This window comes from Rhodoferax sp. GT1R46, assembly GCF_056521285.1.
Map to the genome: position 1 here is coordinate 80,300 of NZ_JBWMBC010000004.1, position 24,039 is coordinate 104,338.

32 protein-coding genes are annotated in these 24,039 nt (G+C 61.1%); 5 read left to right on the top strand and 27 right to left on the bottom strand.

Features of this window, described 5'->3' with window-relative positions; genetic code table 11:
* Nucleotides 1-2 precede the first annotated feature (2 nt).
* The 11 genes from AC097W_RS10780 to AC097W_RS10830 all read right to left on the bottom strand — a co-directional run bounded on the left by AC097W_RS10780 (nt 3) and on the right by AC097W_RS10830 (nt 9,285).
* Nucleotides 3-329, bottom strand: coding sequence for a hypothetical protein (locus AC097W_RS10780; RefSeq protein WP_479602562.1), 327 nt, complete (start codon nt 327-329; stop codon nt 3-5).
* Nucleotides 287-1,291: a major capsid protein gene (locus AC097W_RS10785; protein ID WP_479602563.1), complete on the bottom strand. Its 1,005-nt coding sequence runs from the start codon at nt 1,289-1,291 to the stop codon at nt 287-289. The genes AC097W_RS10780 and AC097W_RS10785 overlap by 43 nt, the downstream gene beginning before the upstream one ends.
* 31 nt (nt 1,292-1,322) lie before the next feature.
* A complete protein-coding gene (locus AC097W_RS10790; protein ID WP_479602564.1) occupies nt 1,323-1,703 on the bottom strand; it encodes a head decoration protein in 381 nt (126 codons plus the stop codon).
* 3 nt (nt 1,704-1,706) lie between these two features.
* Nucleotides 1,707-3,032, bottom strand: a complete 1,326-nt coding sequence (locus AC097W_RS10795) for a S49 family peptidase (protein WP_479602565.1) — start codon at nt 3,030-3,032, stop codon at nt 1,707-1,709.
* Between the two features lie 112 nt (nt 3,033-3,144).
* On the bottom strand, nt 3,145-4,650 hold the full coding sequence (locus tag AC097W_RS10800; RefSeq protein WP_479602566.1) for a phage portal protein: 1,506 nt from the start codon (nt 4,648-4,650) through the stop codon (nt 3,145-3,147).
* Complete coding sequence (locus AC097W_RS10805; protein WP_479602567.1) at nt 4,650-4,871, bottom strand: phage head-tail joining protein; 222 nt, start codon at nt 4,869-4,871, stop codon at nt 4,650-4,652. The genes AC097W_RS10800 and AC097W_RS10805 overlap by 1 nt, the downstream gene beginning before the upstream one ends.
* A gap of 8 nt (nt 4,872-4,879) precedes the next feature.
* Nucleotides 4,880-5,464: a hypothetical protein gene (locus AC097W_RS10810; protein WP_479602568.1), complete on the bottom strand. Its 585-nt coding sequence runs from the start codon at nt 5,462-5,464 to the stop codon at nt 4,880-4,882.
* A 10-nt stretch (nt 5,465-5,474) separates the two neighbouring features.
* The gene (locus AC097W_RS10815; RefSeq protein ID WP_479602569.1) at nt 5,475-6,266 is read right to left on the bottom strand and encodes a hypothetical protein; all 792 of its coding nucleotides are present in this window, start codon (nt 6,264-6,266) and stop codon (nt 5,475-5,477) included.
* Nucleotides 6,267-6,285: 19 nt separating this feature from the next.
* Complete coding sequence (locus AC097W_RS10820; protein ID WP_479602570.1) at nt 6,286-6,642, bottom strand: hypothetical protein; 357 nt, start codon at nt 6,640-6,642, stop codon at nt 6,286-6,288.
* A gap of 16 nt (nt 6,643-6,658) precedes the next feature.
* Nucleotides 6,659-8,665: a phage terminase large subunit family protein gene (locus AC097W_RS10825; RefSeq protein WP_479602789.1), complete on the bottom strand. Its 2,007-nt coding sequence runs from the start codon at nt 8,663-8,665 to the stop codon at nt 6,659-6,661.
* A gap of 35 nt (nt 8,666-8,700) precedes the next feature.
* Nucleotides 8,701-9,285, bottom strand: coding sequence for an elements of external origin (locus AC097W_RS10830; protein ID WP_479602571.1), 585 nt, complete (start codon nt 9,283-9,285; stop codon nt 8,701-8,703).
* 98 nt (nt 9,286-9,383) lie between these two features.
* On the opposite strand from AC097W_RS10830, the gene AC097W_RS10835 reads away from it, so the two are divergent.
* Genes AC097W_RS10835 through AC097W_RS10845 form a run of 3 tightly spaced genes read left to right on the top strand, consistent with a single transcriptional unit; the run spans nt 9,384 to nt 10,541 of the window.
* Nucleotides 9,384-9,620 carry a DUF6900 domain-containing protein gene (locus tag AC097W_RS10835; protein WP_479602572.1) on the top strand — a complete coding sequence of 79 codons (237 nt, stop codon included), beginning with the start codon at nt 9,384-9,386 and terminating at the stop codon, nt 9,618-9,620.
* A 55-nt stretch (nt 9,621-9,675) separates the two neighbouring features.
* Nucleotides 9,676-10,170 carry a DUF3489 domain-containing protein gene (locus tag AC097W_RS10840; RefSeq protein ID WP_479602573.1) on the top strand — a complete coding sequence of 165 codons (495 nt, stop codon included), beginning with the start codon at nt 9,676-9,678 and terminating at the stop codon, nt 10,168-10,170.
* Nucleotides 10,171-10,181: 11 nt separating this feature from the next.
* Nucleotides 10,182-10,541 carry a hypothetical protein gene (locus AC097W_RS10845; RefSeq protein WP_479602574.1) on the top strand — a complete coding sequence of 120 codons (360 nt, stop codon included), beginning with the start codon at nt 10,182-10,184 and terminating at the stop codon, nt 10,539-10,541.
* Between the two features lie 66 nt (nt 10,542-10,607).
* Here AC097W_RS10845 and AC097W_RS10850 read toward each other — a convergent pair whose 3' ends face one another.
* Nucleotides 10,608-10,889, bottom strand: a complete 282-nt coding sequence (locus AC097W_RS10850) for an HU family DNA-binding protein (RefSeq protein WP_479602575.1) — start codon at nt 10,887-10,889, stop codon at nt 10,608-10,610.
* Between the two features lie 171 nt (nt 10,890-11,060).
* Here AC097W_RS10850 and AC097W_RS10855 point away from each other — a divergent pair, with 171 nt between their 5' ends.
* The gene (locus tag AC097W_RS10855) at nt 11,061-11,429 is read left to right on the top strand and encodes a hypothetical protein (RefSeq protein ID WP_479602576.1); all 369 of its coding nucleotides are present in this window, start codon (nt 11,061-11,063) and stop codon (nt 11,427-11,429) included.
* Here the strand turns inward: AC097W_RS10855 and AC097W_RS10860 are convergent.
* Entirely contained in the window at nt 11,420-12,718 is a 1,299-nt protein-coding gene (locus AC097W_RS10860) for a site-specific DNA-methyltransferase (protein ID WP_479602577.1), read from the bottom strand. The two genes, AC097W_RS10855 and AC097W_RS10860, sit on opposite strands and share 10 nt — an antisense overlap.
* A gap of 48 nt (nt 12,719-12,766) precedes the next feature.
* Between AC097W_RS10860 and AC097W_RS10865 the strand changes: the two genes are divergently transcribed.
* Nucleotides 12,767-12,988 (top strand): hypothetical protein, encoded by a 222-nt coding sequence (locus AC097W_RS10865; protein ID WP_479602578.1) that lies wholly within the window; start codon nt 12,767-12,769, stop codon nt 12,986-12,988.
* A gap of 316 nt (nt 12,989-13,304) precedes the next feature.
* Here AC097W_RS10865 and AC097W_RS10870 read toward each other — a convergent pair whose 3' ends face one another.
* From AC097W_RS10870 to AC097W_RS10935, 14 genes are all read right to left on the bottom strand, one after another.
* Nucleotides 13,305-13,709, bottom strand: coding sequence for a DUF6362 family protein (locus tag AC097W_RS10870; protein ID WP_479602579.1), 405 nt, complete (start codon nt 13,707-13,709; stop codon nt 13,305-13,307).
* Nucleotides 13,702-13,914, bottom strand: a complete 213-nt coding sequence (locus AC097W_RS10875) for a hypothetical protein (RefSeq protein ID WP_479602580.1) — start codon at nt 13,912-13,914, stop codon at nt 13,702-13,704. Before AC097W_RS10875 ends, AC097W_RS10870 begins: the two co-directional genes overlap by 8 nt.
* A 1-nt stretch (nt 13,915) precedes the next feature.
* Nucleotides 13,916-14,410 (bottom strand): crossover junction endodeoxyribonuclease RuvC, encoded by a 495-nt coding sequence (locus AC097W_RS10880; protein ID WP_479602581.1) that lies wholly within the window; start codon nt 14,408-14,410, stop codon nt 13,916-13,918.
* Between the two features lie 143 nt (nt 14,411-14,553).
* Entirely contained in the window at nt 14,554-16,872 is a 2,319-nt protein-coding gene (locus tag AC097W_RS10885; protein WP_479602582.1) for a phage/plasmid primase, P4 family, read from the bottom strand.
* Nucleotides 16,865-17,143: a hypothetical protein gene (locus AC097W_RS10890; protein ID WP_479602583.1), complete on the bottom strand. Its 279-nt coding sequence runs from the start codon at nt 17,141-17,143 to the stop codon at nt 16,865-16,867. Before AC097W_RS10890 ends, AC097W_RS10885 begins: the two co-directional genes overlap by 8 nt.
* Complete coding sequence (locus AC097W_RS10895; RefSeq protein WP_479602584.1) at nt 17,140-17,877, bottom strand: hypothetical protein; 738 nt, start codon at nt 17,875-17,877, stop codon at nt 17,140-17,142. The genes AC097W_RS10890 and AC097W_RS10895 overlap by 4 nt, the downstream gene beginning before the upstream one ends.
* On the bottom strand, nt 17,874-18,365 hold the full coding sequence (locus AC097W_RS10900; protein ID WP_479602585.1) for a DUF6511 domain-containing protein: 492 nt from the start codon (nt 18,363-18,365) through the stop codon (nt 17,874-17,876). The genes AC097W_RS10895 and AC097W_RS10900 overlap by 4 nt, the downstream gene beginning before the upstream one ends.
* Nucleotides 18,362-19,216, bottom strand: coding sequence for a P63C domain-containing protein (locus AC097W_RS10905; RefSeq protein WP_479602586.1), 855 nt, complete (start codon nt 19,214-19,216; stop codon nt 18,362-18,364). The genes AC097W_RS10900 and AC097W_RS10905 overlap by 4 nt, the downstream gene beginning before the upstream one ends.
* A gap of 10 nt (nt 19,217-19,226) precedes the next feature.
* Nucleotides 19,227-19,877, bottom strand: coding sequence for a hypothetical protein (locus AC097W_RS10910; protein WP_479602587.1), 651 nt, complete (start codon nt 19,875-19,877; stop codon nt 19,227-19,229).
* Nucleotides 19,878-19,891: 14 nt separating this feature from the next.
* The gene (locus AC097W_RS10915; RefSeq protein WP_479602588.1) at nt 19,892-20,740 is read right to left on the bottom strand and encodes an ATP-binding protein; all 849 of its coding nucleotides are present in this window, start codon (nt 20,738-20,740) and stop codon (nt 19,892-19,894) included.
* On the bottom strand, nt 20,737-21,219 hold the full coding sequence (locus AC097W_RS10920) for a hypothetical protein (protein WP_479602589.1): 483 nt from the start codon (nt 21,217-21,219) through the stop codon (nt 20,737-20,739). Before AC097W_RS10920 ends, AC097W_RS10915 begins: the two co-directional genes overlap by 4 nt.
* Nucleotides 21,220-21,233: 14 nt before the next feature.
* Nucleotides 21,234-21,497: a DNA-binding protein gene (locus tag AC097W_RS10925; protein WP_479602590.1), complete on the bottom strand. Its 264-nt coding sequence runs from the start codon at nt 21,495-21,497 to the stop codon at nt 21,234-21,236.
* An 85-nt stretch (nt 21,498-21,582) separates the two neighbouring features.
* The gene (locus AC097W_RS10930) at nt 21,583-22,536 is read right to left on the bottom strand and encodes a hypothetical protein (protein WP_479602591.1); all 954 of its coding nucleotides are present in this window, start codon (nt 22,534-22,536) and stop codon (nt 21,583-21,585) included.
* The gene (locus AC097W_RS10935; RefSeq protein WP_479602592.1) at nt 22,526-23,962 is read right to left on the bottom strand and encodes a hypothetical protein; all 1,437 of its coding nucleotides are present in this window, start codon (nt 23,960-23,962) and stop codon (nt 22,526-22,528) included. The genes AC097W_RS10930 and AC097W_RS10935 overlap by 11 nt, the downstream gene beginning before the upstream one ends.
* Nucleotides 23,963-24,039 lie beyond the last annotated feature (77 nt).

Genomic DNA, 24,039 nt, shown 5'->3' on the forward strand with positions numbered 1-24,039 from the left:
TCTTACAGTCGGGTCAGCGAGGCCTGGACCTCGCTGGCATCCGGCAGTTGGCGAATCTCGAGCACGCGGTAGCTCTGTCCCCCGATGTCCAGTACCGCACCCGAGGCCAGGTCGGACCACCAGGTGCGGGGGTAGCGCATCGTGTAATTGCGGCTCAACCCCAATCCCCCCAACACCTCCTCATCGGGCGCACGAAAATCCACCAGGACCTCCCTGCTCCCGATGCGGGCCGGTGTGAGCAGACCGGCGTTGGCGGCCGCCAGGTACAGAAACTCCGCGTTGACCATCAGGCCATCGTCAGTTTGACCAGCACACCCGGGCGATGGCACATCGGCAGCGGATTGCTCTGCGTGTGCAAATCCGTGCCACGCTCGAACTTGCGCGGCTCCTGCTTGGCGTAAAGCGGCTGACCCAGGGTGTTGGCGGTTTCGTTGAAGTCGGCCGGCGCATAGTAGGTGCTGAAGGTGTCGATCGTGCCCAGAGGAAAGGCATGGGCTTCACCGGCGGCGATAAAGCGCCGGGTCACACCATTCACATCGGTGGCCTGACCCCGGTATTCCTCAAAGGTCACGCCCCCAAAGGTGAAGCCGGCACGCATATCGTCAATCAACACCGCACGCTGCTGGCTGTAGGCAAAGGCGTCCTTGACTTTGACATGGTCGGTCAATGCGTCATAGAACTCGGGCGAGCACAGGCAGTGCACGCCGGTCATGAATTCGCCCTTGAGGTTGTCCTCAAAGTGGCGCAGCACATCGGCACACTTTTTCTTGACGTTGGAATTGGCATTACCCAGATCAAAATTGATCGCGGTCGGCGTGATGCCGAACTCGTCAAACAGGTCGTAAATCACCGAACCATCGGCATCCAGGATCACGCCTTTCAAGGCCCCCATGCGCAGGTGCTCCAGGGTGATAGCGTGCTTATTGCGCATGGTCTGCAGGTGGCGCGCCATCACCGAGGCAATTGTCTCCATCTCGGTTTCCGAGCCAAAGGCACGGATGCCCTGCACTTCTTCGGGCAGCACCACGTCGTCGTGTGGGATGTGGGTGATCACAAAGGAGCGCATGGCGCGCTTGCCACGCCGACCCACCGTGCCGGGCGAGCCCGGTGGCATGGAGGGCAGCAGGTTGAGCACACCGTTTTGCTCTTCCACCAGGATCTGGCGGGTGCGCACCGGCTTGTCGGGGAACAGTCCCAGGGCTTCGATGCGGCCGAAGCGGTTGGGGATGATGTTGATGGCTGCAGTCAGCGCTGCCATCGAAAACGCGGGGGTATGGAACGGGTTGTTCATGGGGAGGTTTCCTTCTGAGTTCGTGAGGGGATCAGGCAGCAGCGCGTATCAAGATTCCGCGGGCTTCCAGGGCAGCGGTGGCCACCAACTTCTGTTCGTTGGTCGTACCGACAGGCCAGACCACGGCATGGGATGCCACGACGCCATGGCGGGCCAGGATGCTTACGTCATCGCGTTCGATCAAGGTGGCGTCACAGGGCTGCAGCAACACACCGGCGGGATGCTCTGAACCGTCGGCGGCCAGCGGATCGAAACGCTTGATGCGGTCGGTCGCGGTGACGCGACCCACCACGGCACCGAGCTCCAGGTTCTGGCCAACGGCGACGGTGATTTGTTCGCGCGAGTAGTTCAGGCAGTCTTCTTCGTACTTGAGCAGATCGCCCAGGTTCATGGGTTCTTGCAATGCGGTCATGGCTTAGTCCTTTGCGGTGAGTTTTTTGACCGCGGCCATCAACGGGCTCTGGTCGGGGGATGTCGCTTTAGCGGCGGCATCGGGATGGATGACAGACGAGATTTCAGGACTCTGGGCACGGCCTTCGAGCAGCGCCTTGCGGACTTGCTGGGCGTCTGCACCCGACGCCAGGAAACCCACGGTGCGCTGGGGCTGACCGGCTAACTGGCAGAGCTCGGCAATGGCCAAGGCATCGGCGCGAGCTAACTGGCTGGCGTTGGAACTGGCCTGGGCTGATATCTGGCGCAGAGCAGCCTCTGCAGTGGCCGCGTCCGGGGCCGCAGGTGTGGTGGTTGCTGAAGGCGGATCAGTCGGTTCTGCAAGGGGTGCAGCTACCTCAGCCGGCGGCTTGGTTGGGGCGACCTTTTCATCGGCCGCTGGGGATTGAGCTTCCAGACTCATAACGATCTCCTTGGGGGTTGGTGCGGAATGGGACAAACTCAGGCCCGTCGCATTCCGCGAACGACGTACCGTCAAAAATTGGGAGAGATCCGCCAGGGCCTGGTCCAGATTTCCCTGGACGTCCGCCAGACCAGACGCCACCGCCTCGGGCCCGAAATACAGTCCCGCCTGGGTCGAGCGCACAAATCGCGATTCCAGGTTGCGCATAGCAGCGACGTGGTCGACAAACAGTCCGTACAGGCGATCGACTTCGGTTTGCAATCGGGCCGACGCTGCAGAGTCCAGTGGCAGATGGGGCGAGAGGTCGTTCTTTTGGGCACCCGCGGTGATTGCGGTAAAGCGGTAGCCCTCCTGGGCATCGCGCACCGATTGGTCCACATGCATGGCGATCACGCCGATCGAGCCCACACCGCCGGTTTGGGTAACGTACACCCGAGAGGCCGAACAGGCAATGGCGTAGGCCGCAGAAAACGCAGAGTCCGCAGCCACCGCCCATACCGGCTTGATGGCGTTGGCCGCGCGCACACGCAGTGCCAGATCGAACACTCCGCCGGCCTCACCGCCGGGAGAGTCCACGTCCAGTACGATGGCGCCGACCATGGGGTCGTTGAGGGCGTCATCGATTGCGCTGGCAATTTCGGCGTAAGACGTCAGCCCCGATGCCGCCTCCAGACCGACGGCCCGCCGTACCAAAGTCCCGTACACCGGAATAACGGCAATGCCCGACGGTGCAGCAGAGGGTGTGCGGGCCATCGGCACCGGAATGGCCGCATTGGGCTCCGGCCATTCAATTCGGTTGCCCAGCACTGACAGGATCACATCCAGTTTGGGACGGGCAATCAAAAGCGGCGTGCCGTAGAGACGGCTCGCAATGTGTGCAAGTTGCATGGCTTGGTTTCTTTCAAAGTCCAAAGTGGGACTTCTTGTGTTTTGGGGGCGGGTACCAACACCCAACCTGGCGAAGCGCCTGTCCCGCCCTCATGGGAATCGAGCCTCTGACTTACTCAACCAGCGGAGTTGTTGCATCCGATGTGGCGCTTGGCTTGGGCGAAGCAATTAGTGTTGGTTGGTCGTGCCGAGGATCCGAATCAAAGACCAGGCCGAGGCCATCGGCGCGCGCGTTGTCCGCAGCAATCTCGCGGTCCATGTCTTCGGCGTCATAGCCATTCGATGAAATCGCCTCCGACCGCGACATCAATCCCGATCGGATCGCAGCTTTCATGGCATCAATTTCTTTGAGGGGATCGACCCACTGCCAACCCTGCGGAATCCATTTCACGCCTAGGTACTGGCGCCGAGTCTGCGGATTGCCTGCGGCAAAGCCAGGAAGATTCAATGCCCCTTCCAATACCGCTTGCTCCATCCAGGCTTGCCAGATGGGTCGGCACAGTTGGTGCACGATCACACCGTGCTGCAGCGATTCCACACGGCGACGGAACTCCAGCAGTCCGGCACGGATGCTGGAGTAGTTCACCTGGGTCAAGTCACCGGTCAGCTGTTCATAGGTCACGCCCATGGCCGCGGCCACTGCACGAAACTGCATCCGCAAGAATTCCGAGTACGAACCGCCCACATCAGCTGGCTGAGAGAACTTAATGTCTTCTCCCGGCTCCAGCATCTGCATGGTCCCCGGCTCCATACCCGCCAGTGCAATGCCATTGGCATCCGACAGCCCTTCACCCAGCAAGTTGTCGTCGGGTGCCAGGCGGGTCACAAAGCCCGCAAACATGGCTGCCGTTTTTTTGCGCACCAGTTCCGCATCGTCGTACTGGTCCAGCTCATGCAACTTGACAAGGGCCCGGGCCAGCCAGGGTTCCCCCCGAATCTGTCCAGGTCGCATCGGTCGGAACAGGTGCACGATCTCAGAAGCATCCACCCGCACCGTGCTCAACCCACCCGCCGCCGACATGGGTGACAACATGCCTTCCTCCGGATGCGAGCGGTACAGGTGGTAGGCCACGCGCCGCCCCAGCCGGTCAAACTCAATCCCCGCCCGGATCACATTGCCGTTGTCCGCAGTGGTGTTGAGCGTCATCGGCAGGTGCTCGGCTTCCAGCACCTGGATTTGAATTGCCACTGCCAGACCGTCTTCGGGTCGGCGGTAGCGCAAACGCACCAGCGCTTCTCCACCTTCGAGCATGGCTCGGCAGGCCAGGGCTTGCAATCCGTAGAAGTCGGTCAATCCGGCCGCATCGGCATCCACCGTCCAATCCCGCCAGAGTGATTGGATCGCCTCGCGCAGTTGGGCGTCCTGCACCATAGACTGCGGTTTGATACCTGTACCCACGGCATTGGCGACATAGGATTCGAGCGCCGCATTGGCCCAGGCATTGCGCCGCACTAGGTCTCGGCTTTTGGCGCGCAGCTCGTTCTGGGTGGTGAGCAAGGCCATGACGGCCCCAGGGTTGCCCACCGACCAGGCTTGGGCACGCCGGCCCCCGCCCACACCGTCATAGGTCGGGCCGCCGCCAAACATCCTGCGGCGAATCGTGGCAAACCACCCCATCAGGTCCCCTTGGAAGTGGTGACACGGACCTGCCGCGGCGAGCGAGGCCACAGCCCGGTAGCAGTTGCTTGCTCAAACAGGCCCCGGCGCACATCCCGGATGGCCATCCGCAACTCGTCAATCGACCGGTACTCGACGGTCTTGTCCCCCAGGGTGACGCGCTTCTCGCCCTTGGCCAGGGCAGATTCCAGGGCACTCAGTTGTTCTTGGGTATAGGCCATGGAAATTCTCAGAGGACCTTGGTCGCCACCAAGTTGCTACCGGCCTTGACCACCGCGTTGGATGCCGCAACTTCGGAAGCAAAGCGGATCTGCAGGACGCCGCCGGTGGTGCCGGTAATGACGATCAGCGCCCCGGTGGCCAGCGTATTGGCATTGGCGGTATCCACCCCGGTGGTTGCAGCCCCCGCATCGGCCGCACGCTGGTTGGCCGCGGTAGTGGCGGTCAGCGACGTCGGTGTGTTCCACTGCGCCACCACCGTCGCACCGGCAGGCACGGTCTGGGACAACCGAATGCCGGTGGTGGTCGCCGCGGTCTGGAACATCACCCGGGCGTCGACCGCATAGGTGCTGTTGGCGTCCAGGGTGAGCGCCAGCCCAGTGACATTGGCCAGCGTGGTAGTGGCATTGGTGACATCGGCCGTCAGGCGATCCGTAATCAGCCGGGTGTCGATGCTGAGATCAAACCAGGCAGTGCCATCACACCAGTAGGGCTTGTTGTCCGTGGCCAGTCGAACCACAACCCCAGCCAAGGCAGCCGAAGCTGCTGGTAGCCCCGCTACGGCCGGATCAATGCGATAGGACAGGTCACGCATATCTCCCCCATCAACCCATCACGACCACGCGGTAGGCATTGCTGGCCGGCGCCGATGCAAAGTTCAGGCGTGCGGTGTTGGTGGTGGGCAGGCTGATGTCGCAGTTGACCTGCTCATAGCTGCCCGAAGCCTGGTAGACCTGCACGATCACATCGCGGCTAGCGAAGTTGTGGTTGATGTCGATCTGGGTGCTGGAGCCATCGCCGATCGTGGCTTGCGCCCGGCGGGTCTTGTTGGACCAGGTGTTGAGCTTCAGCGGCGTGACGATGCGCAGGTCATCGGTGCCAGCATCGGTCTCGGCCTGCGTGGCCAGTTCGGCAATGCCAGAACTGGTCTCGGAGGCTGCACCAATGGAGGTACCGAACTGCAACCAGTTGACCGAACCGGTTCCCAATACAAAGTTCACCACCGACTGGCGCCAGCTGGTGCCTGCCGAGGTGCCCTCTTCCACGGTGGTGATGGCCTGCTCCAACTCATCGCTGGAATTGGCATCGAGGCTGCGGGTCATGGCCACCGCCGCACCATTCCAGATGTAGATGCCGTTTTCTGCACCGACGGTCTGGGCTTTGATCAGCACCCGGTCGCCCGAGGCCAGGGTGACACCATCGATGGACGCGCCAGGAGATGCCAGGTTCACATTCGACTGGCTGGCCACCCGGGTGGAATCCTTCCAGGCCAGACCTTCGACGGCCGAGTTCAGGTCCTGCTGTCGCACTGGCTCATCCGGATTCACCGGAGCGGGCAGATTGCGAATGCGGGCGACCCCACCAAAGTCCAAATCCGAGAGCTGTTTACGGGACATGCAAGTTTCCTTTCAGGGTTTAGGTAAGCCGTGCCAACCCGGTGAAGGGAATGGCAAAGCGGATCAGTAATTGGTTGGCGCTCATGTGCACCACGTCGGCTTCAACTTCATTGCCACCGCTGTCGACAATCGCCACGGCCGGTCGGGTACCCAGGTTGTGGTTCACCGTCCAGACCGCCAAGGGCACCGACTGCGTGTGCGTGTAGGCCACACCACTGCTGCTGGTGCTGCGCGCTGCGATCTCATTGATGGCAGTGACCAGGTCGGCTTTGGCGGTGGTGTCCAGACGGTCCAGGCCACCCATACGGCCGTCGACCGCCTGGAACATTTCTGCGACGCGTTCAACAAAGCTGTAGATCTGCGCTTGCAGCGACATGGCGTATCCAGACTGTTTAAGAGAACCAGCGGCTGCGAATCACCCTTCGTGTGGGTTGGCGGACTTCAGAAGTAACAAGGCCACCGCGGTGGGTGGCCTGGGTGGGTTGTTCTGCTATTGCAGATTCCGGTGGCGGCGCAGAAGAAACCACAGGGGGCGCCAGACCAAGCTGTTTTTCTAACTCGCGCCAATGGCGTTCTTCAAAGCGGTCCAGACCGGCCACACTGGCGCTGGCCCGGGCATACACGTAGCAGTCGAGGGCTTCATTGCGCTCGCGCATTTTTTGCCACTCACGGTGCTGAAAACCATTGCGGTCACGCCGGCTGACCAGCTGCTCTGCACACAGCTGCTGCACAAACTCGGCATCGACCTTAGGCAGGTGCACAAAACCGGGTGGGTAACGCAAGGTGACACCGTCCTCTTCCACGTCCGCACCTTTGCGCAGGTTGTTGTAGAACTCCAGCTTCGCAATGCCACCGACCACGGTGAAAAGCTTCATGCCCCGGCGCAATTTGCGGCCGTTCACATTCGCGTCTACCGCGGTGGGGCTACCGACCAAGGCCGCACCACGGGCCACACCCTTGATGGCCATCAGACGCGCATCCCGCATGGAGCGTACAAAAGCATAGGCCTCCTGGGTCGCAAAGCCGGTATCCAAAGCGATGCGGGTCAAACTCATCTGCACCCCACTGGCATGGGTCCAGCTCTCTCGCAGCATGCTGCCCAGCGCGGTCCAAACCTCTGCGCGGGCGGTATCACCCATCAAGACCCGGTGTTCGACCAGCCAGGATTCTTTGCCGCGGCCAAAGCTCCAGACCGAGACTTCGATGCGGTCCTTCTGCACGTCAGCGCCGGCCGTGAGCAGCAAGGCACCCTGGGGCACGGTGCCCATCCGGTAGTCTTCGCGGCGCTCCAGCAGGCGCTGCCAGTCCGGGGCTTCGCCCTCCTCCACCCAGGTCTCCCCGAGTTCGGTGTTCTTGAAGGTCTTGATGGCGGCTACCGATCCAGTTTCTTTGGAAATCGCACTCTCCCACGCCAAGGCAATGTCCGCCCAGGAACGCCATCCGATCGGGCTGTACAGGCTCGACAGGTGGAAGCCCGCGGTCTTGCGGACCACTGACAGGTCGCCATCGGCTGTTTCCAGTACCGAGCGCCATTGCCCCTGGCCCAGCATCCAGGTCTTGTGGTGCTCGGCGATCGGGGTCGCACAGGACTCACACACGTAGGCAGCTGTCTCGGGTCGGCTGCCGGACTCACTGCGGTCCCAGCGCAGCTGCTCAAAACGCAGCCATTGCAGGTGGTTGCAGTGCGGGCACGGCACAAAGAAACGCCGCTGGTCCGAGGCTTCGTACTCCCGCTCAATGGCGCTCGCCCCCGACACCGTCGGAGTCGACACAATAAAAATCTTGCGCCGGGCAAAGGTGCGTGTCCGCGCCTCAGCCAGCGAAATGGCGTTGCCCTCCCCGTCCACGTCCACGGGGTAGCCATCCACCTCGTCGAGGAACAGGTAGCGCACCGGCATCGAACGCAGTCCCACCGCACTGTTGGCACCGGTCATCACCAGCACCCCGCCACGAAACTCCTTGCCCAGGATGGTGTTGCCAGAATCCCGGGCCCGGGCCGGCGCGATCAGGGTGGACAGCGTCGGGCTCTCTTCGATCAGCGGGTCAATTCGCTGCTTGGAGTTGCGCTTGGCCATCTCCACCGTGGGCGCCACCGCCATCATGGGTCCGGGTGCCAGGTGGATGACATAGCCAATCCAGTTGTTCCCACACTCGGTACCACCGACCTGGGCGCCTTTCATGAACACCACGCGCTCCACCGGGGAGGTCGGTGAGAGGCAATCCATGATCTCTTTGAGGTACGGGGTGCGTGCGGTGCGCCACTGCCCCGGTTCAGACGCCGACTTGCCCGAGAGCATCCGGTACTGGTCGGCCCATTCGGAAACGCTCAACAGCGGGTCTGGGGTCAGCCCATCGCGCCAGGCCTCGGCAATGGCATCGAAGCCGTCATAGTTTTCCAACACATTCCACAACGTATTCAAGAGGTTGCAAAGGCTTACTCCAGGCGCACGGCCAGGTCACCCAAGGCGGTGAGCTGGTCACGCACCGCTTTTTCTAAGAGGACATGCAGGGCATGGCTGTCGGCACCGAGCGCACTGGCCATCTGGGCCGCCACACGGGCCGGCCAGTTCAGCCAGGCATCGCGTTCGGCCCGTGCCATGCGAAACACATGGGCTACCGCCTGGTCTTTGTCGACCAGCTCACCCTTGAGCCGTGCCAGGCGCACCTTGTTGGTCTGGGCCTTGAGCACCTCATTGGCGGTCTTGGCCTGCATCAGCGTGGTACCGCCAGCGTTAGTGCCAGTGCCGGTGCTGGCGCCCATGCCACCCAAGGGTGAAGGCGTGGCCGACAGGGCTTCACGCACACTGGTCACTGCTTCCTGCGGCACCTCCCGCTGGGGCACAGCCTTGCGCTGCTGCGCGGCATCGGTGTTGACGCTCCATTGGGCGTCGGCGAGCTGCGGGTCAATCCGGCCGTCGTCTCCCAAGGTGATGCGGCCGCTCTGGATGGCTTTGCGCACCGCGGTATCGGAAACCCCGCGGTGGCGCGAATACGCGCGAATGGACAGGCGCTCGGACATACCCAAGTGAAGCAGTCTGGCTAATCAAAAGACTTGATGTTGTTCGTGAATGAAGCGTTCATACGGCCACCCCAACCACACTTTTTTTGGAGCGCCGCATGAACCACACCACCACCACCGCCAAGACCATCACCGCCCCGGCTTCGCTTTTGGAGCAGATCGCCCGCCAGCACCTTTTGGTGCAGACGCTGCAGACCCAGCACGCTGACCGCTTGGATTTCCACGAGGTGTCGGTGTGGGGGATTGAGGCTGCTCTGCAGGCTGCGTTTGCAGCGGGGCAGCAGGCTGCGGCGAAGAAGCTACAGGCCGAACAAAAGGATTCCAAAACCGCTTGATTAACGAGCGAACTGAAGCGTTCATCACACCACCATTTTTTAAAGAGGAAAAACCATGAAACTGACGGATACCCAAAGCAAACTGCTGCACGCCGCAGCCCACCATCCTGAGCACCTGCTGACCGATTTCCCGGCCAACCTCAAAGGTGGTGCACGGCTCAAAGTGCTGACTGCCCTGCAAAACTCCGGATGTATTCACCCGCTAGGCAAAGCCGATGACGGAGCCATCCGGTTTGCCATTACCGCTGCCGGCTACGATGCGCTGGGCCTACAGATGCCACAAGCCGCGTCCACCCCAACTGCGCTACCAACGGCACAACCTGCGTCCACCCAGGTCTCCCCGGTCACCCGCGAGGGCACCAAGCAGGCCACGCTGATCGGTCTGCTACGCCGCCCAGAAGGCGCCACGCTGGGACAAATGGTGGACGCCACCGGCTGGCAAAGCCACACGGTGCGCGGCACCCTGGCGGGAGCGCTCAAGAAGAAACTGGGCCTCACCATCGTCTCGGCCAAGTCAACCGGTGCCGAGCGCACCTACCGGATCGCTTGAGAGGACTTGCCATGACCACGATGACCATCACCATCGAGCGCACGCCCCAGACTCTCACCGTGGAGGGAAAAACCATCCAAGTCGAGGCCCTGAGCCTGCGCCTTCCCTTTGCGCGCAAGCCCTGCGACTTGCGCGATATGTGCGCCTCCGGCGACTACCCCATCTTTGTCACCGAAACACGGGAAATGCGCCCGGAGGAATTCGATGCCTTTGCTAGCAAGATGCTGGTCTCGCGCGACTGGCTTGCGGGCAAAGGCGGCTTCGTCGGCGAGGGGCGCCTCTGTATCGAGATCCACGCCCCTGGCAGACCTTACCTGTACGTCGACCCCTCCGGCAGCGACTACGCGCGTTATGTCGCCCGCCTGGGATAAGGGTGCCACCCATAAAAAAAGCGGCGGGTCGCAAGGACCTGGCCGCTTTGTGGGGACTAAGAAAGATTACTTCTTCTTGTTCACCGATGCCTTGAAGGCGGCGCCCGGTGTGAACTTGGGCACGGTCGCTGCTGCAATTTTGAGCGGCTCGCCGGTGCGGGGATTCTTGCCCTTGCGTGCTGCGCGCTTGGTGGCCTTGAAGGTTCCAAAGCCCATCAGCTGGACGTCTTCCTTCTTGGTCACGGTCTTGGTGATGATGGCCACCAGGGCGTCCACCGCACGACCGGCCGCGGCCTTGCTCATATCGGTTTCTTTGGCCAGTGCTTCCACCAGTTCAGATTTGTTCACGTTCCACTCCTTGTTCGTTTTTAACCATGGGGGGGTGGATTTTGTCATGACCAGAAAAATGGGATCTCCGTCAGATAGATGTGACTTTCTAAATCATTTTGGTGATTTGCTTTACTTCACTCGGAAGTAGAGCGTTCATAGCGGTGTCGCAAACAACTACCGGAACACACCATGCAAACCACACTGCAAACCACCCACCTGCTGCCCGCTACCCAGAACCAAGATTGGGGCTTTTGGGGCACCATGGGCGACCAGGCCAGCGTCGCCTGGCCAATTGCGCTCACCGAAATCAGCCGGGCCACCGGCGAATCCCCTGAGGAGGTCCGCCCCTTCCTGGACAGCCGCCATGGCCGCCACTTTGCGGACACGGTGCGCGACGCCCTGGCACAAGGCCACGGCATGCACGCCGCGATCACCCAGGCCATTGCACAGTGGATGAGCTGGAAGATCGGTCGCCTGACTCGCCGCGACTACGGCATCCCCCAAGGCCTGCCCTACCTGACCGGCTTTGTGATTCACTGCAACCTCCATCAGGACTGAGCGGCAGCGGCCTCGGCAACAGGGAGGCTTACATCGCCCTGCACGAGCTGCTGCGTAGCCAGCTGCCCAGCCTCTGCAAACCCCGCGCCGTCGGCCTCACGCACCGCCTTCTTACCGGTGTACGCCTCCCAGCGTTGGACGATCACATCCACGAACTTGGGATCGAGCTCCATCAATCGCGCCTGGCGATTGCTCTTCTCGCAGGCAATCAAGGTGGTGCCGGATCCACCAAAGAGGTCCAGCACGATGTCCCGGCTCTTGGACGAATTCTGCAAGGCCCGTTCCACCAGCTCCACCGGCTTCATGGTGGGGTGCAGATCGTTGACCCGAGGCTTGTTGTAGTTCCAGATATCTGACTGGTTGCGATCACCACACCAGAAGTGGTTGCTGCCCTGCTTCCATCCATACAGGATGGGTTCGTACTGGCGCTGGTAGTCAGCCCGGCCGAGCGTGAAGGTGTTCTTGGCCCAGATGACAAACGTCGACCATTTACCTCCAGCGTCCAGCCAGGCCTTTTGCAGGGTGTGCAACTCGGAGGAGCTCATGCACACATAGCAGGCGCCCTTGGTTACCAGCAGCAGGTTCAAGCAAGCGTCGTAGAGGAATTGGTAGAAGCCATCCCCCAGAGCATCGTTGAGGATGCGCCGGTCTTTGCCGCGCATCTTGTCTTTGGCACTGTTGCCATAGTCCACGTTATAGGGTGGATCGGTAAAGGCCATGTCGGCCAGCTGCCCGTCCATCAAGCGCTCGACATCGGAGAGCACCGTGGAGTCGCCGCACAGCAAACGGTGCTGCCCCAGGATCCACAAATCCCCGGTGCGCGATACCGGCTCCACGGGTGCTTCGGGAACGGCATCGTCTTCGGTCAGGCCGGCCTGTTCAACATGGCCATCGAGCAATCGGTCCAGTTCCTCATCCCCAAAGCCCATCAGGTCCAGATTGAATTCCGCGTCCTGCAGCTCCGCAAGTTCGAGCTTCAAAAGTTCCTCATCCCATCCGGCGTTTTCCGCGATGCGGTTGTCGGCCAGGATGTAGGCTTTTTTCTGGGTCGGCGTCAGGTGCGCCAATTCGATCACCGGCACTTCGGACAGAGCGAGTTTGCGGGCAGCGGCCAGACGGCCATGGCCGGCAATCACACCTTTCTCGCCATCGGTCAGGATGGGGTTGGTGAAGCCGAACTCTGCAATTGAGGCCGCAATTTGGGCGATCTGGGCGTCACCGTGGGTGCGGGCATTACGGGCGTAGGGGATGAGCGCATCCACCGCGACCATTCGGATCTCGGGTGTCATGGAATCTTTCGTTTACTATTTCTGAAACAACAACGCAGAACCGTCCCTGTGGAGATTCACGTCATCAGGGGCTTCAATGCCCGCAAGCCCAAATTCGCCGATGGCAAGGACGCGGGCTTTACCCCACTCCTGCCGGGTCACTATTCGGGAGAAATCAATGCCGATGGCGACCTCTGCCTGAGCAGATCCAACGGGGACGTGGCTTTGATCTCGGTGCAAATGCGCGAGGAAAAAATCGCAGGGGGCTTTATGGTGGTCACCTCACCCTGAGCGCAAACCGCCGGGCTGCCTGCAACCCCGGTGCAAACTGCAAACCCGGTTTTCAGGTCTGGCGCTATCGAGATTGCGGGCCTCTCCCCCCCGCATGCATTTTTGGCGTGGAAGGACCCGTGAAATCTGTGTCAGCGGCGTCGGCTGCGTCAGTCAGATTCAAACTCTGAAGAGCATCTTTGCCGTCTCGCAATTTTCACAACCATAGCCGTAAATGTAGGCCAAACCACCCCGAAATGCGACACCCCGAAAGGGTGCTAAAAGGGACAAAGAAGGCAAGGCGTGGACAAGCTCCAAAGCCGTTGCCCTCCTTGGCTCAAATTGTGGAACTGCCTTTGCCATTGAGTTGCTCCACCACTTCAAAAATCGACATCTGCCAATGCCGCTGCGCCGTGCGGGTGCAGCAGGCAAAGCGGATCCCGATCTCACGCCAGCCATACCGCTTGGCCCGCATCCAGACCAGGTGGCGCTGCTCGACCTCCAGCCACAGTACCCAGCGCATGGTCTCCAGCATCCGCTCGATGTCTTGTGGCGTAGGTGGAAACCGTACCCGCGGTGCTTCTTCGGCCGAGTAGGCTTCCCACTCGCTGCGTGCCAGCGCTGGCCAGCAGTTGAAGTAGCCCTGCACTTTCACAGGTGGGAGGCGCCGTGCGGTCGCGGCCGCATCCGTGAAGCGATCAGCGACCTGGTCGCATGTCCAAAGCAATGTTTCCTTAACCATGGCGTGGCCCTCCCCGGTTGCCGTAGAGCCGCTCACCGATGCGTTGCACCAGTTCACGCTCACAGAAGTCCAGGCGGGCATCTGCCACGTTGACTACCAGGATGTGCTGCTCCTGCCAGCCAGAACGCTTCATGGCGTCCAGATCGGTCACTTGGGGCTGCATACGTGCCAGTGCGCAGCGCAGGGGTTGTGTGGGGACTTTCATATCATGCCTCCTGGGTGTCGATGGCCCAATGCAGGAGGGCCAGGGCATCGGCTTCGTTGTCATCGCTGACCGGGTGGTCCAGTGCCCGCATAGCGGAAATCACCATGTCTTTGCCGGCATTACCCTTGCCGGTGGCGTGCTTCTTGATCGTACCCACAGGCACGCCTTGGTACGGGATGTTGTGGTGCTCGCACCAGGCGGTGAGAGTGGCCAGCAGGCCGCCATAGACATGGGCGGCATCCACCCCTGCGTGGCGGCGCACTTCCTCAAAGTACACCGACTGGACCTCGCCGGTCATGGCCTGCAGTTCGGAGAGCCAGCGCTTGAAGCGCAGATAGCGCATGCCCCCGCCTTCAAAGCGCTGCGGCTTGAGGCTCACAAAGCCGTGGGCGATGTTCCCAATGCGTGGCCGCAGGGCCCAGCCAGTGGTGGTGCCCAAGTCGAGAGCCAGAGTGGTGGTGACTTGGGTGTTGCTGTCGTTGGTGGTGTTTGTCATGGTCGTCAGTTCCTCAGTTTTGGGGGTCACTGACGCAGCTGACGCAGCCTCCGGTAACTTTCTCATGTGTGTGCGTACGCGCACGCGCGTGAGAAGTAACCAGCATCTGCGTCAACTGCGTCAGTCGGGTGGTTTTTTGGGGTTCAATGGTCGGCATATGGGACGTATCCAGAACGTGTCGGCTCTTTCAAACCAACGCCCTGAAAACCTCGGATGCCCGAGGAATTGCGCCATTTCTCGGTGCCCCGGGCCATCAGCAGGTCAGAGAAGCGGCGTTGCGTGCCCATGAACTCCCCGGCCGCTTCTGCCCACTGCTTCCAGTCGGTGAACAACTCGGTTGTCAGGGACTTGGCGGTGGGTGTACGCACACAACGCTCTTCCAACCAACGACCCATGGCGTCCTCCGACTCAAAGTATTCCTCCGTCGCATCGAGCACGCACTGCGGTGCCTTCAACCCTTCGCGCTGCCAGGCCAGGCAACCCTGCACGCCCCAGGCAAAGATCGCATTGCGCTCGGTCAGCAACTTGGACTGGAGCTGCTTGTCGCGCTGTTCGGGCGGCACCGTGATGGTGAATGGGATCAGGTGCAAGCGGCGCCGCATCGCCTCGTCGATATTGCGGATCGCTGGTTTGTGGTTGCCCGCAATGACCAGCTTGAACTGCGGAAAGAACGTGAAGAAGTCCTGGCGCATAAAGCGCGCCGAGACCTGGTCGCCACCGGTGATCTCCTTGACCTTGGACTCGTTCCAGCGCCGTCCCTGCTCTGTCTCGGTCGCCGCCACAAAGCGTGCTCCGCGCAAGCCCGCGAGATCGGTGGGATGGCGGTCGTTGCGCGACTCCATGAAGGTGTCCATGGGCGCGTTGGCTGCATAGTCGCCCAGGATGGTGGTGAGCACATTGACAAACACGCTCTTGCCGTTCGCCCCGGTGCCGTACAGAAAGAACAGCGCATGCTCCTGGGTCGAGCCCGTCAGGCAGTAGCCGAACACCTTTTGCAGGTAGTGCATCTGCGCCGCGTCCGACCCCGTCACCTGCTGCAGGAAAGCTAGCCAATGGGGGCATTGCGTGCCAGGCTCCAGCGTCGCGGTGCATATCTTGGTCATGCGGTCGGTGCGTGCATGGGCGCGCATCCGTCCAGTGCGCAGGTTCACCACCCCACCCGGGGTGTTGATCAACCAGGCATCCGCATCCCACTCATCGGTATTGCCTGCATGGCGGCGATCGGCACGGGCCAGGCGCTCCACCCCACCGATGGTGCTGGCACCGGCCAGCTTGACCGCCAGCTTGGGGTTGTCGGCCTTAAGGGACGCATGGCGGCAGACATGGCGCACCAGGTCAGAAGCGGCCAGCGTGTCTTCCGAACGCCAGCGCTGGCCATCCCACATCAGCCATTTTCCCCACGCCGCAACGTAACGCCAGTCATGTTGGTAGCGCCGGGTGAAGGTCAGTGCCAGGGCATCCTCGGTGCCCCACACGGCGTTTTCCTGTGCACCGACATCGTCGTCAATGGCCATTGCGCCGGCCCGGGTGTCTTCACTGCCCTCGTACGGCAGCCGCATCTGGATTCGCGGACCGCTGGCAATCGCCTGCAGTGCATCCCAGCCTTCGGCGATCGCATCGGCAGCGTCCCAACCTTCGGGTTTGTCCTCGGGTGGGTACAGGATGGCGCAGGACTGGGCACCGGCCGCCAGAATGGCCTGGGCAGCGCGGTCGGCGTACTCCCAGCCCGGCTTGTCGCGGTCCGGCCAGATCAGCACTGCCTTGTCTTTGAGGGGCGACCAGTCGGTCTTGTCGACCGGTGCATTAGCGCCGTGCATCGCGGTGGTGGCACAGATGCCTGCAGCAATCAGGGCCTGGGCACACTTCTCCCCTTCGGCCAGGACCACCCGATCGGATATGGCCATGCCAGCCTGGTTGTACAGCGGCCGCGGATCCGGTGGCACCATCTTGCGGCGTTTGGCATCCCAGGGCCGGAACTCCTTGCGACCATCCGGCGGGTCGTAACGGTAGACCACCGCGATCAACTTGCCGCTGGCGTCCAGGTAGTCCCACTTGGCGGTGGCCGGCCCCAGATCGTCGACCGGCTGCTCGCCCTTACGTTTGCGTGCGGGCACCGACGGCGCACGTCCCAAGAGCTCGGCGGTCTTGGCCAGTACAGCCGCAAAGTCACTCTGCCAGTGGATCCCAAAGTGGCCACCGATCAGTGCGAACATATCGCCGCCCGAGCCGTTTTCGCGGTCGGTCCAGAGACCGGCTTTGTCACCCTGCAGAACAATCTCCAGACTGTCGCCAGGGCTACCCAGAATATCGCCAATCAGGAACTTTCCACGGCGCAACTTGCCGGCCGGGAACAGGGTTAGGAGCACGGATTCCAGCCTGTCTAGCAAGGCGGCGCGGATGGCTTCGCGTTGGGACGCGCTGATCGATGTGGTTGTGGGCGCTGCATCGTTGAAATCAATCACGCGCACCTCCCGCATCCTGGGGGCTGTCGGCGCTGCGGCCCTGGACCACATTGCTCTGGGCCGCCCAATGGGACAGCTCCGACATCCGAAAACGCACCAAGCCACCGAGCAGGTAGTGGGGAATGCGAAACTTGGTCCGCATGCGTGGGTCGGCAAACCAGTAGTAGGGCAGGCTCAGTGCACTGGAAGCCTGGTGGGCATCGCTCATGGTCTCGATCTCTTCAGATGTGGGAGGGTTGGGTTGAGGATGGTGGGTAGGCGTGTCATTCACAAGGAGGTCCTCCAGCAACGGTCCTGCCATGCGCAGAACTTGCATTCAAAGTGGGTCGGATCGACAAAGGCCCGGGGCAACAGTTCACCGGCATCCGTGGCCGAGATGACGCGCACACCGCGGTCGGACATGCGCTGAGCCAATGCCGCATCAAAGGGCACCAGCTCGGCGTAGATCTCCATGGTGTCTGCGTTCACCGCGGTGAAAAGTGCCGGATGCTCGCTGAGCTCCAGGTAGGCCTGGTAGATCGCCACCTGGGCGGCGTAGACCGGTTTGGATGCCGCCAATCTCTTCTTGACCAGATCGTTCCAGGACTTGGAGCCCAGGCATTTGTTCTCCCACAGTGCGGGATAAGCAAAGCCATCGGGTCCCGCCACCAAGACACCGTCGATATGCCCTTGCAGGCGACCATCGGCCACCGAAAAGCCAAACTGTTCGCCATTGGCTTTGTGGGTGCGCAGCTCAAAACCGGCAGCCCGCAACCAACGCACCATGCAGTCCTCATTGAGGTGGCCACGCTCGAAGATGCGCAGAATGCGTCCCGTAATGTCACGCCCCAGATCCACTGGTGCCTGGACATACTCAAACTGCAGGGCGCGTTCACAAGACACACCGAGGCGAGATGCGCCGAGGTACTGGCGAGGCTTCTCCCGCCCTCGCCCCTGCTGCAGTCCAGCATCGACCAGGGCCATCACTTGGTCCGAAAAGCTGGAACTGGAATTGAAGTCCATCATGGTGTGACCTCCCAGGGTGTGTCACTGGCCATGTCGGCAAACGGACTGGCGACCGCGTCCGTGGCCATGGGATCGGCTGTCATGGGCAAGCCGCGCACAGGTGGAAACTTGGACTGCTCGTGGTACGCGACCATGGCCTCGGAGAAGCAGGTCACGATGGCCTCGATCACGCGCAGTGCTTCGTCTTCGGTGTAGTCCCCCAGTGGTTTGGTGAAGCCGATGCTGGACGCCGCTGTGCCAAAGGCTTTGAGGCATTGGCGGGTGGCACCGAGTTCAATATCAGAGAGTGTGAGCATGGTCACCTCCTGCAGTGGGGCGCGCCCGCCTTGCGCACGGGTCCAGTTGCCGTACAGCGCATGGAAGGCTGCCTGACAGCGCTGAGAGCAGAACACCCAATCCAGCGGGTAGCGCTGTGCCCGTCCGATGCCGTGCCGGTTGTCGGAGTGGCCAAAGCCACGGGCTTGTCGTTTGCAGACCCAACATTTCACACGCCCTCCCCGAAGTCTTCCTCGATCAAACACAGCTGCAGAGCCGCGCCAGCAAAAGCCGCCTCGCAGCGACAGTTGAAGTCGCGGTAGCTGGTGGAACTGCGGGCAATCGCAGTCACCGCATGGATCTGGGTCTCCAACCGGGCCAGACCCTGCTCCGACAACCACTGGTGGTGCTTATGGGCCACGGCCTTGCGCTCGCGCAAGGTGGCGATCAGCTCGGGTGGCAGGACCGGGCCGTACACCCATCGCGCGGTGATCTGTCCCACGATATGGGGCGGGTTCTGCACATGGCCCAGGTACTTCCAGCCAAACAGTCGGTACAGGGCCCGGTAGTAGTCCGGCTGGAAGCGCCGCTCCCAGGTGGCACAGGACTGGCGCAGCAACTTTGCAATCACTTCCTGCAAAGCGTCCGGTGCGCGGCTGTACTGGTAGCCGGTAGCCTCATCAATGAGTGCAACTTCCCCCGTTGTGGCCAGCGCGCGCATGATCTTTAGGCAATTGGGAACAATGCCCTGACGTGCTTTGTGCAGCCGACCGTGGATCGCCGCCTCCACCACCGAGGTTGCCAGATCCGCAATGATGCCTGCTGGGAAAAATTGGGACTGGCGCCCCGAGGGCAGCAAAATCGGCCCATGAGATTTTTCTAGTGCTGGCGCGGACTTAGGCACAAAATCCCCCAAGAATCGGAGAAATCGGCCACCCTTGTGGCCCTCGTCAAAGCCTAGCAATTTGGCGAGTTGTTTTCGCACATAGCCGCGCTCACCCCCAGTAAGTACCACGGCTTCACACTCCATATCCCCAAAGCGCACGATGCCGTAATGGCTCACTGTCATGACAGATGTTTGCATGGCGATCTCCTTATTGCGCCCAAGCGGGCTTGCCGGAAACGGCAGGACGTGCGGCTGCCTGCACCGGTTGTGCGGGGGTCGCAGACGCTACGGCAGCTGGGGCTGGACTCACACCGGGTTTGGGCGTCACGCCCATTAGGCGGGCATAGTCGGGATGGTCGGGCTCAACCGCGACCTTGACCACATTGCGGTCTTCGCCCTTGGTGTCTTTTTCAATATCAACTCGCACCAGAAACTCGATGCCGTCGAGATCGGCAAAGCCCTGGATGCGGCGTGCTGCCGCAGCTTGGGGGCTGTTGTCCTGGGGATGCACATTTCGCGCGCTGTTGAGCACCGCGCGGATGAAGGTTCGGCCCATCTGGCCCCAAGTCGGTCCTTTGGGAGACTGCAGTCCGATGTTGGACCACATCTTGCGTTTGGCATGTGCCCCCGCGGTAACCACAAACTCGGCCGAGAGGTAAATGGCACCGGTGTCAAAAGATTGCGTGGCATAGCCACCAGTCCAGCCCAGACTGAGGTCGTCATAGCTGCCGGGCTTGATGGTCATGCGGACCGGCACCAGCGTCCCCTTGGGGATCAGGTTGAAGCCCGATTGCTGAGCTTCGGCATCGTTGAAATCGCCCCAGGATTGGGGGGTGTTGGTGTGATCGTTGGTGTTCATAGTGATGTTTCCTATCAAGCGGATGTAGGGTGAGAGACGGCGGATGAAGTAGCGGTTTGGGCTGCGGTGTGGGCTGCACACTTGGCAATCAGCGCACCGAGGTCAGGTGGTTCGACCAGATCCAGCCGCCCACTGCGGTCCTTGGCCGGAAAGCCATAGGGGTTGAGCGTCTGGGTGACAAAGGCCCGGTAGGAGCTACCGTCCTCGGCCTTGATCTCGGCCAGCGTGACCACCTCGTCGACGATGCCGGGCAACTCCAGGCTGGTCTTGCTGCCCTCGATCTGCGGCACGAACACCTTGCGGTTGAAGTCATCCAGGCGCTCGTCCAGAATCGCCACGAACACGACGTTCTTGCCCCGAGCGTGTTGCAGGTGGGTCAAGGCACTGATCATTTCCTGGCCCAGCAGTCCGTAGGCAGCACGCAGATCCGGTTTGCCAGAACGGTCACTCACGGCTCCGGGCTGGCACTTGCACCAGGCAAAGCACTGTCGTGAAAGTTGGGTGATGGAGTCCAGGAAGAAGGTGCTGTAGCGGGCCAATTGCAGCGGATCACCGAACTTCTCGATCACATGGTCGTAATGCGCTTGGGAAAACGCGCTGTCCGCAGGCAGTGATTTATCGGGTCCTGCCAGGAAAACAAAGAAGTCGCGGCTCTCGGGCCAGGAGGCCGGACGAATGGCGTCACCCGGCCAGTCCGAAACCGCCAGATCCCCGGCTTCGATATCGATAAACAGAGTCGATTGGGGATCCAGGTCCTTGAGGCGCGAGGTCTTGCCAATCCCGGTTTTACCCAGCATCAGAAGCTTCACGCCCTTGGTTTCAGCCATGCGTTCCATGGCGGTCACGATGGGAAGGGATTTCATGACTCACCCCCTTCCAGTTGCAGAGTGAAAGTAGGCTTGCCTGCCTCGACGGTGCGGGCGGCAGCGAACTGCTCCTGCAGGGCTGGCGGCCAGTTGGTGTAGCGGGACTCGGGGACGGACAACTTGATGTCAAGGTAACTTTGCACCTTCTCGCCCGATGCAACTACGCGCTCGGCAATATCGCTGAGGGTCTTTTGCGTCCAGGTGACTTTCTTGGGCAGTTCGAACTTAATGTGCAAGGGCCCATCGCTGATATGGGCTGTGCCAAAGTCACGGCCGGATTCCCGCAGCGCACTGCGGGCCTGTTCGCCGTAGCACTGCTCCAGTGCGGTGTCGAACTTGGTTCGGGCCTGTTTGAGCCAGGCAATGGCCTGGTCAAGATTGACGTCGACTTCGCGCTTTTGCTCTGGGGTGAGCTTGGCGAGTTGGTTCACCGACATTTCGGCGATGTGCGCGGGGAAGATGGTGATATCGGTCATGGTCACGTCCTCCTTCACTGGTACACCGGCGAGAAGGTCGAATGACGCGAGACGCGACGCTCATAGGCTTCCACCTCAACGATCAAATACGTGACCCGTGAGCCCATCTTGCAAAAGATGGGACCGAGCGCGTTTTGGCGCCAGCGGCGCAACGTCTTGACCGACAGGCCCCAGCGATTAGCGAGCTGGGTCTCGTCGATGGCGAGGCGTGCGGGAGGATTGGTGTGGGTCCGGTAGGGGTTCCGGGCGGATTGAACAGATGAGACTTGTTTCTGCATTTCGATGTGCCTCCTTTAAGAAATGGGCACATCGAAGTCTCCGCACAGGTTTATGGGCAGTGCATGGTTGCGTTTATGGAAAACTTTATGGATTGCGCCGGACGCGGTACTTTGCGCGACCAAATTTCTCAATCAAGATATCCCGTTGCGCTCGGTCAACGAACGCGTCGTCCAGAGATTGGTAGCCAGTATTGGCAAGGCGATTGATCTCTGCCCAAGACATTAGGGGTGGTGGTTTGCCCTCCTGCCCCCACATCGCTTTGATGATCCTGGCCTGTGCATCCGAGAGCTCGCGTGACTGGGCAAAGTGCGACAATTTCAGGCGACTTCCTTGCAGGAATTGCTCGGGCTCGGGCACACCCTGCGCCGTCGCATACCCCCGCAAAACCCGGTCAAATGCCGCCGTATCAAAGCTCTCCTGGCCAGCATCCAGTCGGATGAAGTCCGCCACACTGCGCACCACATGCTCCCCAGGCGGGCTTTTCACCGGCGTTTGACGAAAGAACAACACGCCGCCACGCGGCCAGATGGGATCGCAAAGGTGACGGGACATTGCGTCAGGTTGGGCACGCTCCCATAAACGGCCCATAAACACCGGTGCGAAATCATGGGTACCAGCAATACGCACCTGCCCCAGATGCCACAAGTGCTCAGGAATGCACACCTGCTGGTGCGGCACCTGGCGTGGCTCGATACCCATCAATTTGCCCAGACTCTCCAGAAAGCGATCCATCCGGAAGGCATAAAGCGTGATCTCCGACAGGGGACGCACAACCATGCGCGTACGCTGCTGCGGACTAGCGTACCGAAAAACACCGGCGTCCTCGTCAATATCGACATCCACCTCTTCAAGCGAGTCCCCGAACGGCACTTGAGGACAAGTGAGATAGCCATCGGCCTGCACCCACCCGCGCTGAAGATACGCATCGCGATGGCTGCCGAGCACCATAGCATCCACGCGAGGAGCCACACTGCGCACCCGCTCCAATACATCGAAAAAGGCCGCGGTGACCGACGGGGTGCGGCGCTCAGAACTCACGAAGCACCCCAAGTTCAATCAGTTGCGCAATGACGCGCTTCCCATCTTCTGCCGACTTGCTCTTGTCGTTCAGTCCATTGGGCGTCGTGATTTGCACCACGACGTTGTGCGCCTTACGGTAGGGCTGCTTGGAAAGGCCCATGACCAGCTTCACATGGGACACGACGTAACCGGTGAGGTCATCTAAGCCATAGTCGTCGTAGGCCACCTGGTAGATGTCCCGGTTATCACGCCGGTCTCGACAGACGGTGAGTGAGCTTTCCAGCCGACGCACCTGCGCACGTTGCGGAAAAAACCGCTGCATCACTTGCTCAAAGGGACGAACAATTTTGAATTGCTGAATGTGGATGTGGTCCACGCCCTCAATGCAACCGTTCTTCAATCGCTCCAGCATAGAGGGGCTTGAGAAGCCCAACAGGTCAAATTCGCGCATGGGCATGTCATTGATGGTCCCATCACACGCCAGCACCGTATCCCTGAAGACTGTGGCCAAATTACGACGCAATTCCTTGTCTTCGCAAAACACGCCCAATGCCCCAGTCTCCGGCTCCCACGAAAAACTCGCCGACGTCACAGCAGGCTCTTCATGGGACACCACCTCACCATCCGCCACTTGCCTGAAATTCGCCGTGGTTCCATTGAATGTGGCCGTGAGGGTATGGATTGGCGCTGATGGCCGCTCTTCTCCCTGCTCTCCGTCCTGTGATTCAGCAGGCGAGGACTCCACCCGGGTAAAGAGTTCAATCAAGATTTGGTCGGCCTGCACATGGGGATAGAGCGCCGCAATACGCGTGCGCAAGGTGTCCTGCACTGCGCTGTCGAATTGTGGCGCGATGCCTTTAGGTCCGAGGTAGTGGGAGGAGTAGTTCTCACTTTTCCACTGGCGGTGCATGACTTGTAAATGTTCGGCATGCTCGAAGCGACGCTCTGCCAAGGCTCCCTGTGGAAGGAATTCCTGCAGCAGGTACAGATGCAATGCCCGGCTGGTGCGGTCGCTGGGGGCATCCAGCACGTCGGCATCAATGCCCTCTCCTTCCACCAGCAAGGACTGCACCGCCAGTGCACCGTAGTCATCGTCCAGCAGAAGCACCTGTTCGGCCGCGCGCTCTAGATGCTGCCGGCTGTCCTCAAGCTTGACGGCAAGCTTTTGAAATAAGACCTTGCGCACCACCATCGGCACTACCGCATGCGCATCGGTCACCAGCGCGGCCATCTCCGGCCATGCCTCTTTTGAAACTTGCTCTACCAGGCGCAGCAACAGCCCGGGTCGTTTGACCTTGCGCGCAAGGGCCACAAAGTGTTGCATGCCGGGCAGGATGTCAGGTCCGCCGTCGGTTTGCCGTGGGGCCCGTGGGGCTTTGTGCGCGCGCTGGCCTACTTCCGGTTTGGCATCGGATGCGGCATTGTTTTTATGGGTGACCGTCATGTGAATTCCTCTCTTTACTAAGTGCGCGTTTGCGCGAATAGTTAATTGCAAGTTTCAAAAAATGCCGACGCGAAGTC